Genomic DNA, 10,203 nt, shown 5'->3' on the forward strand with positions numbered 1-10,203 from the left:
TACCCTCACGTCAGGCTAGCGGAAATCCGCACCTAGGCGGCGTCGGCGACGATCTCGGCGTTGGTCACCAGGTTCCGGCCCGACCGCTTGGAGGCGTAGAGGGCTGTGTCCGAGCGGTCCATCAGGCTGTGGGCGCTCTCGCCGCGGCGGAGCTGGGCGACGCCGGCCGAGACCGTCACGGCGCCCAGATCGTCATTGGTCGAGCGGCGCTTCAGGATGCGCGATGAGACCTCTTCGCGGATCTCCTCCAGCACCAGGGCCGCCACGTCGGCGGTTTCGCGCGGGAAAATCAGGGCGAATTCCTCGCCGCCATAGCGGGCGGCGAAGCGGGGCGGGGCGCCGACGCGGCCGATGACGCTGGCGACGTAGCGGATCACCTGGTCGCCGGTCTGGTGGCCCCAGGTATCGTTGAAGTTCTTGAAGTGGTCGATGTCGATGACCGCCAGGGTCACGGTGTGGCCGCCGACGTCGGCCTCGGCGCAGGCGCGCTCCAGCTCCTCGTCGAAGGCCTTGCGGTTGGCGAGCTGGGTCAGGCCGTCGGTGGTGGCGTCGCGGCGGACCTGTTCCAGGTGCTCGCGCAGGCGCGCGACCTCGGTGGTCGATTCCGCCAGGCGCTTTTCCAGCGATTTGTTCTCGCGCTGCACGCGCTTGGTCGCGGAGGCCAGGGTGTCGACCATGGCCTTGAGTTCTTGCGGTTCGCGATCGGCGGCGAGCGAGGTCGAGGCGCTGGCCAGGGTCTGGCCGTAGGCCTCGCTCGACTTCTGGGCGCTCTCGATGGCGCGGCTGACCGAGATCAACTCCTTGCTGAGCGCGTCGCCGGCGTCGCGAATCTGTTCGGTGAGCTTGGCCTTGGGCAGGTAGGCCGCGGCCAGTTCGTCGGCCAGGTGATCGGTGAAGGCCTCGCCGACCGAGATCAGGCGGGTGATCTCACGGCCCAGCTCGCTGTCGGGCTCTGCCACGAAGTGGGTCCAGAGCTCGAAATTGACCGGAGTCGGCCAGACCTGATGGGCCTCCATCGCCTCCACAACTTCGCGCGCCAGGGCGTAAGCCCCCGGTCCCCGTAGCTTGTTGTCGATATTGGCGGACATTCTTCCCGTTCCCCGACTCTGGAGATCGGCGTTTTGCCAGATTCCCCAAACTGGAAAACGAGATTAGGCGTCAGAGCCAAATGAGGCGTTAAGGCTGAACTTTTCGGCCGAACTATTCGTCGGCCGGGGGAAGCCGGGGCGGCGCGCGCATCAGGAAGGCTGGTGTGTCGGAGCCGAAGCCCACAACGCCGCGATCCTCCTGGTCGTCGCGACGGGGGCGATCCTCGCGACGCGGACGCTCTTCGCGCTCGTTGCGGCGGGGACGCTCCGGGCGTTCGGCGCGGGCAGGGCGCTCGGCGCGTTCCGGACGTTCCTCGCGAGGGGCCGGAGCGGTGGCGGCCTCGGGCGGCTGCGCCTCGACCGGCGGCTTGCGCGCGCGACTGCGGGGCGCCGGGGCCTGGGTCTCCTCGGTGGCCGGGGCGATCATGGGCGCGGTGATCGGCTCCATGGACGCCGTCTGGCCGTGCGGGGCGTGGGGGCGGCTGCGTTGTTCGCCGCGCGGGGCACGATCACGCGAACCGCTGCGCTCACGGCCACCACCGCCGCGTTCGCGGCCACCGCGGCCTTCGGCGCGGCGCTCGTCCTTGATGGCGGCGAAGTCGACGCCTTCCAGAACCACTTCCTCGGGGTCCTTGCCGATCAGCTTAAGGACCTTGGCGATGTTCTGAGAGTCGGCGGGGGTGACGATCATATAGGCCTTGCCGCTGCGACCGGCCCGGCCGGTGCGGCCGATCCGGTGCACGTAGTCGTCGGCGTGGTGCGGGACGTCATAGTTGAAGACGTGGCTGACGTCGGGAACGTCCAGGCCGCGGGCGGCGACGTCGGAGGCGCAGAGCAGCTTCAGCTCACCCTTGCGGAAGGCCTCCAGGGTGCGCATCCGCGTGGCCTGGTCCAGGTCGCCGTGGATGGGGGCCGCGTCCAGGCCGTGGGCCTTCAGCGACTTGGCGACGATGTCGACTTCGGACTTGCGGTTGCAGAAGACGATGCCGTTTCGCACGTCGTCCGCGCCGATCAGCATCCGCAGGGCGGTGCGCTTGGCCTTCGGGTCGGAGGTCGGCAGCCGCACGACGTACTGGGAGATGGTCTCCGCCGTCGTGGCCGGCCGCGTGGCCTCGATCCGCACGGGATCGTTCAGGAACTGCTTGGTGAGCCGGGTGATCTCCGGCGGCATGGTGGCCGAGAAGAACAGGGTCTGCTTCTTGGCCGGGGTCAGCTTGAAGATGCGCTCGATGTCGGGGATGAACCCCATGTCCAGCATGCGGTCGGCCTCGTCGACCACCATGATCTGCACGCCGGTCATCAGCAGCTTGCCGCGCTCGAAGTGGTCGAGCAGCCGGCCGGGGGTGGCGATCAGGACGTCGACCCCGCGGTCGAGCTTCAGTTCCTGGTCGCCGAAGGATACGCCGCCGATCAGCAGGGCCCAGGAGAGCTTTTGTTTCTGGCCCTTGGCGTACTTCTCGAAGGAGGCCGAGACCTGGTCGGCCAGTTCGCGGGTCGGGGCGATGACCAGGGCGCGCGGCATGCGCGCCTTGGAGCGCCCGGCGGCCAGGCGGTCGATCATCGGCAGGGTGAAGGCGGCCGTTTTACCGGTGCCCGTCTGGGCGATGCCCAGCACGTCGCGACCCTGCAGGGCGACGGGGATGGCCTCGGCCTGGATCGGTGTTGCGGTGGTGTAGCCGGTGTCGGCCACGGCCTTCAAAGTCGCGGGCGATAGGCCCAGTTCGGAAAATTCAGTCATTCAATTGCAAGTGGGGCGGATGGCCCGCCCGAAGGGGAGCACAAACCGCGGCGGCGCGGACGGCGATCGTCGCGCGCGGCGGAAGATACGGTCTGCCGCCTTCAAGTCAAACGCGTTCTGTCACTTATGGTTCAAGGGGCCGAACATTGTCGGCCCCGGCTAGACGTCCAGATCGCCGGTGACGAACTCGGCGTTCTCCTGGATGAAGCGGAAACGCGACTCCGGCTTACGGCCCATCAGCGCCTCGACCAGCTCCTCCACCGCCTCCTCAGCGCGCGGCAGGGTGACCCGCGCCAGGGTCCGGCGCTTGGGGTCCATGGTGGTTTCCTTCAGCTGGGCGGGCATCATTTCGCCCAGGCCCTTGAAGCGCCCGATCTCCGGCTTCTTGCCCTTGAACTCGGTGGCCAGCAGCTCCTCGCGGTGGGCGTCGTCGCGGGCGTAGATGATCTTGCCGCCGTGGCTCAGGCGATAGAGCGGGGGCAGGGCCAGATAGAGGCGGCCCGAGCGGATCAGGTTGGGCATGGTCCGGTAGAAGAACGTGATCAGCAGCGAGGCGATGTGGGCGCCGTCGACGTCGGCGTCCGTCATGATCACGACGCGCTCATAGCGCAGATCCTCTTCCTTGAACTTCGCCCCACCCTGGACACCCAGGGCCAGCATCAGGTCGGTGAGTTCCTTGTTGGCGAACATCTTGTCCAGGGAGGCCGAGGCCACGTTCAGGATCTTGCCGCGCAGGGGCAGTATCGCCTGGGTGCGGCGATCACGGGCCTGCTTGGCCGAGCCGCCGGCGCTGTCGCCCTCGACCAGGAAGATCTCGGTGCCGTCGGTGGCCTGGCCCGAACAGTCGGCCAGCTTGCCCGGCAGCCGCAGCTTGCGGGTGGCCGAGGCGCGGGCGACCTCCTTGTCGCGGCGACGCTTCAGGCGCTCCTCGGCCCGCTCGATGACGAATTCAAGCAGGGCGCTGGCGACCTTGGGCTGGGCGGTCAGCCAGTGGTCGAAGGGATCGCGCAGGGCGTTCTCGACCAGCTTCTGGGCGTCGGCCGACGACAGCCGCTCCTTGGTCTGGCCCTGGAATTCGGGATTGCGCACGAAGACGCTGATGAGGGCGCCGGCCTGGGCCACCACGTCCTCGGCGGTCAGGATGCCGCCGCGCTTCTCGCCGGTGAGCTCCGCATAGGCCTTGAGGCCGCGGACCAGGGCCGCGCGCAAGCCGGCCTCGTGGGTGCCGCCCTCTGGGGTCGGCACGGTGTTGCAGTAGGACTGCATGAAACCGTCGGCCTCGCCGAACCCGGCCGGGGTCCAGGCCAGCGCCCATTCCACCGCTCCGCCCTCGGCCTTGCGCTCGATGCGGCCGGCGAACGGCTCGGGCGTCACGGTCTCGATGCCCTTGACCCGCTCGGCCAGGAAGTCGGCCAGGCCGTTGGGGAAACGGAAGGTCGCCTCGGCCGGGGTCTGGTCGTGGATGCGCGAGGGATCACAGCTCCAGCGAATCTCCACCCCGCCGAACAGATAGGCCTTCGACCGCGCCATCCGGTAGAGCCGGGCCGGCCTGAAGGTGGCGCCCTCGCCGAAGATCGTCGCGTCGGGGATGAAGGCGATCGCCGTGCCCTTCTTGCGGGTGGGGGCGCCCTTCTCGATCGGGCCCAACGGCTTGCCGCGGCTGAAGGCCTGGCGCCACTCGAAGCCGTCCTTCCAGGCGGTGACCTCCACATGCTCGGACAGAGCGTTGACCACCGAGACGCCGACCCCGTGCAGGCCGCCGGAGGTCTCGTAGGCCTTGCCGGAGAACTTCCCGCCCGAGTGCAGGACGGTCATGATCACTTCCAGGGCCGACTTGCCCGGGTGCTTCGGGTGCGGGTCGACGGGGATGCCGCGACCATCGTCCCTGACGGTGAGCCGGCCCTCGGCGTCCAGCCGGACTTCGATGATCTTGGCGTGGCCGGCGACGGCCTCGTCCATCGCATTGTCCAGCACCTCGGCGAACAGGTGGTGCAGGGCGCGTTCGTCCGTCCCGCCGATGTACATGCCCGGGCGCTTGCGGACTGGCTCCAGCCCCTCCAGCACCTCGATGTCCTTGGCCGAATAGCCGCCGGTGACGGCCGGATCGGGACGCGGTTCGTGGCTCTCGGCCAACGGCGCCGCAGGCGCCGGGTTCAGCGCATCATCGAACAGGGAAGCTTGGGGGAGGGAGGCCTTGGACATGAGACCGTGAAAATGGAACGATTCGAGACCGCTCCATATGAATCGCCGCGCGCAGCAAAGCAATGCGACCGCTCAGCCGGTCCCCAGGATTGACAATCGACCACGGGTCAGTAACTATTGACCTGAAGTCGATAGGAGAGTCGCATGGCGGAACCACGCAGACGTCTCGATCCGGCCGTGCGGCGGCTGGAGATCCTGGAGGCCGCCGAGCGCCTGCTGGCGCGTGACGGCGACGCGGTGCGGGTCGAGGACGTGGCCGCCGCGGCCGGCGCGGGCAAGGGGACCTTCTTCCACTATTTCCCGACCTGGGACGATCTGCTGGAAGCCCTGCGCAGCCGGATCTTCGAGCGCTTCGACGCCCAGTACCAGCTCCCGACCGAGGTCGAGGGGCCAATCGACTGGCTGACGGTGCTGGACGAGGTGGCGGCGGCCTTCGTGACCTTCACCCTGGGCCAGGCGCGGCTGCACGACGTGTTGTTCCACAGCGACTTTGCACGGCGGCGCGCCCTGCCGGCCAAGGAGCACGCGGCCACTCGGCTGGCCGCCATCATCCGGGCGGGACAGGAGGCGGGCGACTTCGCGGGCCTCGACCCCGATCCCACCGCACGCCTGCTGTTCGCCGTGATGCACGAGACCGCCGACGCGGTCGCCGAGGGCGAGGACTGCGAACGTTCCCTGGCGACCTTGCAGGTCGTCATGCGCCGGGCGCTCTCGGCCCGGCGCGATGAAGGAATAGGCCTATGAAACTCCTCCCGCCGCCGCTCGTCCTGATCCTGCTGATCGGCATGGCCGGCCTTCGCTGGTTCTTGCCCGGCGCCATCCTGCTGACCCCGCCGCTCAACTGGCTGGGCCTGCTGCCGCTGGCGCTCGGGGCGCTGCTGCTCCTGCAGGGCGCGGGATTGTTCCGGCGCATCGGGACCAACATCAAGACCTTCAACGAGCCGGGGACGCTGGTGACCGACGGCCCGTTCCGCTTGACCCGCAACCCCATGTATCTGGGCTTCCTGCTGGTGCTGTTGGGCGCAGCGATCCTGTTGGGCGCCTTGACGCCGTTCGCGGGCCCGCTGGTGTTCGCCCTGGCCAGCCAGCTCGTGTACATCCCGTTCGAAGAGGCCGCGTTGCGCGCGAAGTTCGGCGAGGCCTACGAGGCCTACGCCCGGCGCGTGCGGCGCTGGATCTGACAGGGGAGGGACGGGTGCGGCCACTTAGGATCGGCGTCCTGGGCGCGGCGCGGATCGCGCCGTTGGCCCTGATCTCGCCCGCCAAGGCGACCGGCGTCGCACAGGTGACGGCCGTGGCCGCCCGCGACGCCGCTCGCGCCGGCGCCTATGCCGTCGAACACGCCATCCCAATCGCCCTGGACAGCTACGAGGCCCTGATCGCCCACCCGGAGGTGGACGCGATCTACAACGCCCTGCCGCCTTCGCGCCACGCCGACCTGACCATCGCCGCGCTGGCGGCGGGTAAGCCGGTGCTCTGCGAGAAGCCGTTCGCGATGGACGCGGCCGAGGCCAAACGGATGACCGCCGCGGCCGCCGCCAGCGGCCTCGTCCTGATGGAGGCCTTCCATTACCGCTACCACCCGCTGTTCGCCCGGGTGCTGGAGATCTGCGCCAGCGGGGAGATCGGCGAGGTCCGCCGCATGGCGGCCGTGTTCACCGCCTCGATCCCCGATACAGGCGCCGAACTGCGCTACGATCCGGCGCTGGGCGGCGGGGCGCTCATGGACCTCGGGACCTACTGCCTGCATTGGGCCCGGACGGTGGCCGGCGCCGAACCGTTCGGCGTCCAGGCTCAATCGGTGTTCGGCGCGTCCGGCATCGACATCTCCACCCACGCCATCTTGACGTTCCCGCGCGGCGTGCTCGCCGAACTGACCTGCGACATGGCCGCGCCCGTGCGGGCCAGCCTTGAGATCACCGGCCTGGAGGGCGTCCTGAAGGTCATCAACCCGCTCGCGCCGCAGATGGGCCACATGCTGGAAGTCACCCGGGAAGGCGCGGAGAGCCGTCGCGAGACGGTGACCCGCGATCCCACCTATGATTTCCAGCTCCGCGCCTTCGTCTCCGCCGTCCGGGGTGGACCGCCGCCGCTCACCGGCGGCGCCGACGCCGTGGCCCAGATGGCCGCCATCGACGCGATCAAGGCCGCTGCCGCGCTAGGCGGCCGCACGACCTTGAACTAGCTCGGGCGCTCACCCCGGACCTGATCGCCTATTCCGACAGCTTCAGCGCCGGACCGAGGGCCTCGGCGGCGATGTCGGCCTGGTGGAAGGGCAGGCGATGCCAGCCCTTCTTCGAATAGAGCTCGGTCTGGTCGGCATAGTGCGCCGAGGCCGGATCGGTGGACTGCGAATAGGACAGCACCGCATCGGCCACCGGGCCCGCCGCGTCGAAGGCCACGACCTGGATGTAGCTGGAGCCGTGATACGGCACGTAGCCGCCGGCTCCGGCCACGAACCGCGACTGCTGGGCGTTGAGCACCCCGGCCTGACCCTCGCCGCCGTGGATCGGGATCTTGCGATCACCGCGGATGGCGAAGTGGATCGCGCCATAGGGGGCGTCGAGGGCCAGCTTCTGGCGCTCCATCAGTTCGACGGCGCCGGCCAGGGCCTGGGCGATCTTGGCGGCGCTATCGGCATCGGTCTTCAGGCCGCGCGGGGTGTTGACCGGATCGGCCGGATCGAAGGGCGTGGCGAACAGGGCCGGGGTGCGCTCGGCCAGGCGGAAGAACTCCACGAACAGCATGGCTCCGACGCTCTCGTTGTCCATCCGACGGTCCCATTTGGCCAAGATGGCGCAGGCCGGGGCGAGGTCGACGGTCTTGCCGGCCGTGGTGGTCGCCGTCGAGTTGGCGGCGCAGGCCTTCAGGGCGTCGTCCAGATAGAGATCGGCGGCCAGGTTGCGGTTCCAGAACAGCATGGTCCGGACCTTGGCCGCGTCGAACAGCTTGCCGTCCAGGCCATCGGCGCCGGCCAGGCGGCGTTCGATCTCTACGACGCCCGATCGGGTGCGCAGGTTCTGAGCGACGGCGGCGGGACCCAACAGCGGCGAGAAAGCGGGCAGGGGCGCCTTGGGGTTGACCAGCCAATAGCTGTCATTGCTGTTGGCCACGTAGTCGGCCCGGATCATCGAGGGCATGGCGTCGCCGGGCATGAGGCCTGGCGCAACGGTTCCCGCAGCCTGGTCCCAATCGCAGGCGGAACGCGAGCCATCCAGAACAAAAATACGCGCGAGATTTCCCAGCGCGGCGGCGGGCGGGCTGGGCGCGCAGGCCTCCAGCTTCTCGGCCGAGACGTTCGGGGTGGCGGTGATGTCGGCATAGAGGGCGTCGCCATGGCGGTCGGCGGCGATGGTGTTCACCCAGGGGATGCCCAGGGTCTTCGTGGCGATCACCTTGATCTCACCCACGGACTGGGCGCGGGTGATGGCCAGCCAGGTGTCGCCTGAGCGGAGGTTCGACTTGTTGGCGTCCTTGATTGCATAGGCGGTCTTGGGGCTCCAGCCGAGCCCGGCCTGGGGCACGACCACCACCGCGCCGTAGTGGGTGGAATAGTAGGCGCGGGTCTGGGGGCCGGTCACGGTTTCGACGGTCACGTCCTTGCGGGTCATCTGGTGACGCTTGCCGTCCACCAGATAGGCGGTCGGGTCGGAGGGATCCAAGGCCAGCTCGAACAGGGTGAAGTGGCGGTCGGTGGAGACCGTGTGGGTCCAGGCGACATCCTTGTTGAACCCGATCGACAGGCCCGGCGCCCCCGCGATGGTCACGCCCATGACGTCGGTCTTGCCCGGGATGGTCAGGTGCAGCTCATAGAACCGGTTGGTGGTCTCCCAGGGGAAATGCGGATTGCCCAGCAGCAGGCCCGACCCGTTGGCCGTGGCGTCGCGGCCGAACGCCCAGCCGTTGCTGCCCAGGCCGAAGGTCTCGCTGGGCTCGGGCAGGCCCAGGGCCGCCATGGGCTTGGGCGCCGTGGCGCTCGGCGGAGCCGCCGCATTGATCTGACGCAGCCAGGCCCCGCCGCTGGCCTGGATCATCCGCTCCTCGTTGAGGCGCAGCATGTCGTCCACGGCGATCGGCGCCACCCAGGCCGCCCCGCGGCAGGGCTCGGGCCGCTTCCCAGCGGGGACATCGCGCAGGTAACGGTTGTAGCCTGCCACATAGCCGGTCACGAGGTCGCGATAGTCCTTGCTGGACCGGGCGAAGGCCGCGCGCAGGGCCGCCATGTCGAGGGCGCCCCTGAAGAAGAAGTCGCTCTCCAGGTTCTTGATCTCGGCGAAGGCGACCGTATTGGCCCCGTCCGCGCCGAAATGCTTGGAGCGTTCGCCGTTCACGGTGACGATCTTGTCGGCGATCAGGCAGATATTGTCCTGGGCGTAAGCGTAGGCTTGGCCGTAGCCCAGCCCGCCATAGTTGGCCGCCATGACGTGGGGAACGCCGTACTTGGTCCGCACGATCTCGGCCTTGTAGCCGGCGGCCTGGGCGCTCGAGGCGAGCCCTGCGGCCAATATCAGCGCCGCCGCTGGACTGCGGATCATCGTCATGACCGTTCCCCCGTGGCGGCGCCTAGGCGGGCCACTCTCATCCGGATGACGACCATTCGAACGCCGTACGTCAACGGCGCAGCTTCGAAATCGGGCTCCGCGCGGGGAAACATCGGGGCGGGACGGCTACGAAAAAGGGCCGCAGAGTGATCCGCGGCCCTCGATCGTCGCCTTAGAGGGCGGCGCCTAGCACTTGTAGTACATGTCGAATTCGACCGGGTGAGGATGGAGGGCGAGACGCATGACCTCTTCCATCTTCAGTTCGATATAGGCGTCGATGAAGTCGTCGTTCATGACGCCGCCGGCCTTCAGGAAGCCGCGGTCCTTGTCGAGGCTCTCAAGGGCTTCCTTGAGCGAACCGCAGACTTCCGGGATCTTCTTCTGCTCGCGCGGCGGCAGGTCGTAGAGGTTCTTGTCGGCCGGCGCGCCCGGATCGATCTGGTTGATGATGCCGTCGATGCCGGCCATCAGCAGGGCGGTGAAAGTCAGGTAGGGGTTGCCCATCGGGTCCGGGAAGCGGGCTTCCAGGCGCTTGCCCTTGGGGCTGTCCACGTGCGGGATGCGGATCGAGGCCGAGCGGTTGCGGGCCGAATAGGCCAGCTTCACCGGGGCTTCGTAGCCGGGCACCAGGCGC

Annotated in this window: 7 protein-coding genes and 1 pseudogene; 3 read left to right on the forward strand and 5 right to left on the reverse strand. The window is 68.7% G+C overall.

Annotated elements, in window-relative coordinates; genetic code table 11:
• Positions 1-32: 32 nt before the first annotated feature.
• The 3 genes from Q8Q77_RS17610 to parE all read right to left on the reverse strand — a co-directional run bounded on the left by Q8Q77_RS17610 (position 33) and on the right by parE (position 5,028).
• Positions 33-1,088, reverse strand: a complete 1,056-nt coding sequence (locus tag Q8Q77_RS17610; RefSeq protein ID WP_305585043.1) for a diguanylate cyclase domain-containing protein — start codon at positions 1,086-1,088, stop codon at positions 33-35.
• A 112-nt stretch (positions 1,089-1,200) separates the two neighbouring features.
• A complete protein-coding gene (locus Q8Q77_RS17615) occupies positions 1,201-2,826 on the reverse strand; it encodes a DEAD/DEAH box helicase (RefSeq protein WP_305585045.1) in 1,626 nt (541 codons plus the stop codon).
• Positions 2,827-2,985: 159 nt separating this feature from the next.
• Entirely contained in the window at positions 2,986-5,028 is a 2,043-nt protein-coding gene (gene parE, locus Q8Q77_RS17620; RefSeq protein WP_305585047.1) for a DNA topoisomerase IV subunit B, read from the reverse strand.
• A gap of 144 nt (positions 5,029-5,172) precedes the next feature.
• Between parE and Q8Q77_RS17625 the strand changes: the two genes are divergently transcribed.
• Genes Q8Q77_RS17625 through Q8Q77_RS17635 form a run of 3 tightly spaced genes read left to right on the forward strand, consistent with a single transcriptional unit; the run spans position 5,173 to position 7,213 of the window.
• Positions 5,173-5,772 carry a TetR/AcrR family transcriptional regulator gene (locus Q8Q77_RS17625; RefSeq protein WP_305585049.1) on the forward strand — a complete coding sequence of 200 codons (600 nt, stop codon included), beginning with the start codon at positions 5,173-5,175 and terminating at the stop codon, positions 5,770-5,772.
• Positions 5,769-6,209: an isoprenylcysteine carboxylmethyltransferase family protein gene (locus tag Q8Q77_RS17630; RefSeq protein WP_305585051.1), complete on the forward strand. Its 441-nt coding sequence runs from the start codon at positions 5,769-5,771 to the stop codon at positions 6,207-6,209. The genes Q8Q77_RS17625 and Q8Q77_RS17630 overlap by 4 nt, the downstream gene beginning before the upstream one ends.
• 14 nt (positions 6,210-6,223) lie before the next feature.
• Positions 6,224-7,213: a Gfo/Idh/MocA family protein gene (locus Q8Q77_RS17635; RefSeq protein WP_305585053.1), complete on the forward strand. Its 990-nt coding sequence runs from the start codon at positions 6,224-6,226 to the stop codon at positions 7,211-7,213.
• A 28-nt stretch (positions 7,214-7,241) separates the two neighbouring features.
• On the opposite strand, the gene Q8Q77_RS17640 is transcribed toward Q8Q77_RS17635, so the two are convergent.
• Both Q8Q77_RS17640 and glnA read right to left on the reverse strand, forming a co-directional pair.
• Positions 7,242-9,563 (reverse strand): penicillin acylase family protein, encoded by a 2,322-nt coding sequence (locus tag Q8Q77_RS17640; protein WP_305585055.1) that lies wholly within the window; start codon positions 9,561-9,563, stop codon positions 7,242-7,244.
• Positions 9,564-9,755: 192 nt separating this feature from the next.
• Positions 9,756-10,203 (reverse strand): annotated as a pseudogene (gene glnA / locus Q8Q77_RS17645) (glutamine synthetase); the annotation flags it as partial.

Origin of the sequence: Phenylobacterium sp. (assembly GCF_030698145.1) — a bacterium.
Taxonomy (GTDB): domain Bacteria; phylum Pseudomonadota; class Alphaproteobacteria; order Caulobacterales; family Caulobacteraceae; genus Phenylobacterium.

Excerpts from the sequence above, each read along its gene's own strand:
- parE (WP_305585047.1), bottom strand. The coding sequence starts at position 5,028 with ATGTCCAAGGCCTCCCTCCCCCAAGCTTCCCTGTTCGATGATGCGCTG.
- Q8Q77_RS17640 (WP_305585055.1), bottom strand. The coding sequence starts at position 9,563 with ATGATCCGCAGTCCAGCGGCGGCGCTGATATTGGCCGCAGGGCTCGCC.
- Q8Q77_RS17615 (WP_305585045.1), bottom strand. The coding sequence starts at position 2,826 with ATGACTGAATTTTCCGAACTGGGCCTATCGCCCGCGACTTTGAAGGCC.
- Q8Q77_RS17625 (WP_305585049.1), top strand. The coding sequence starts at position 5,173 with ATGGCGGAACCACGCAGACGTCTCGATCCGGCCGTGCGGCGGCTGGAG.
- Q8Q77_RS17630 (WP_305585051.1), top strand. The coding sequence starts at position 5,769 with ATGAAACTCCTCCCGCCGCCGCTCGTCCTGATCCTGCTGATCGGCATG.
- Q8Q77_RS17610 (WP_305585043.1), bottom strand. The coding sequence starts at position 1,088 with ATGTCCGCCAATATCGACAACAAGCTACGGGGACCGGGGGCTTACGCC.